Genomic DNA, 1,352 nt, shown 5'->3' on the forward strand with positions numbered 1-1,352 from the left:
AGTCTTGTAGCAATGAGAGAGTGTCATTTGCCTGTTGTAACAGTGCTGCTTGCTGTTGCTTGGCTTCATCAATCTGATGCGATTTGAGAAGGTCTTTATCAACTACCCATTCTTTACCGTTCCACTTGTCAAAATCAGTGGGTGGTTTTTTGAATGTGAGTGTGTTGGGCAATTCCCCGATTTCAGTGATTTCAGTCGGAGCGCGGGTTTGCGTGTCGTAAGCGGTTTTTCCACGATAGTCAGGTACTATTTCCCAGTGTGTGCAATCCTCACTACGACAAACGGCCATATCATGTGATTTGGGAAGTTCTGGCGCATCGGAATAGGCACCAGCTGACAGACTGACACCGAGCATGACATATTCGATATCAGACGTAGTGAATTCTCGTGTAATTTGATTAGAGTGATAAACCTTTATCCAGCCTGCCTGAATAGCCAAACCATCTTTACCCAATACGGCGGTTTCATGGTCTAAAGAGTATTTTTGTTCTGTCATTATGCTGCTCTCACTATGTAATTAAAGGCAATGTTGCGGGGACGGGTTTCGTTTCCGCCCGCAACGTATGTCGATACTTTCGTCGTTGACACATCGTTTTCAACAACGACCCATGTTTTCGAGATAGAATCAACGTTAACTGGCATTCTGCCAGTTGGCATTGTGTGACTATGTGATTCATTCGCGCCAGCCTGCCACGTACCACACACACGCCCCGAATCAACACCGCGCCCATCATCCCAGCCACGAATAAATTCACCGCGCAGATCAGGGAGTACGCCGGATGGGTAAGCTATGGCTAACTGGGGATATTGAGATTTATTAAATGCTTGACCGTTACAAGTGAGATAGCCAACAGGGGTATATCTATTCGGATACGGCATTGGGACGCCAACGGGGCACAAATGCTCAAGATAATCATATAAATATCCTGGGTCGCGGCTTGTAGACCATGCTTTTCCGTAGATATTTCCATCGCCTGTTATTGCCGCATTTTCATTACCAAAACTCACTGCTCCATCCCGCCGAATGATAAACATCCCGCCGCCGCCGTAGCCGTTCGTCAGAATAAGATTGCCGCCTTTTTCTTTATAAATTTCAGCTCGGATACGTCCGTTTTCATCAGTGATGTAATACCCCAAGCGCTTATCGCCTTTTAAATAAACGTCCCCGCTAATCGTCCCACCGGATTTTGGGTAAGCACTTTTTGCCAACGCCACCGTTTCCGCTAAACCAACATTTTCCGTAGTTGATTAACTGACATTATTCTTTGCCAAGGCAGACTGTTAAAGCATTAAACGGGATTCAATCTGGTAAAAATCGGACTTATCTGCGTATCAATAAATAACCAAAATGA

General features: G+C 45.4%; 2 protein-coding genes. Both read right to left on the minus strand.

Translation table 11 applies throughout. From position 1 onward, the window contains the following. On the minus strand, positions 1-496 hold a 496-nt coding region (locus C5471_RS23250), incomplete at its 3' end, for a tail fiber assembly protein (RefSeq protein ID WP_166296574.1). After that, complete coding sequence (locus tag C5471_RS23255; RefSeq protein WP_339959326.1) at positions 496-1,215, minus strand: tail fiber protein; 720 nt, start codon at positions 1,213-1,215, stop codon at positions 496-498. The genes C5471_RS23255 and C5471_RS23250, both read right to left, overlap by 1 nt. Positions 1,216-1,352 lie beyond the last annotated feature (137 nt).

The organism is Photorhabdus tasmaniensis (assembly GCF_011189505.1).
GTDB lineage: Bacteria > Pseudomonadota > Gammaproteobacteria > Enterobacterales > Enterobacteriaceae > Photorhabdus > Photorhabdus tasmaniensis.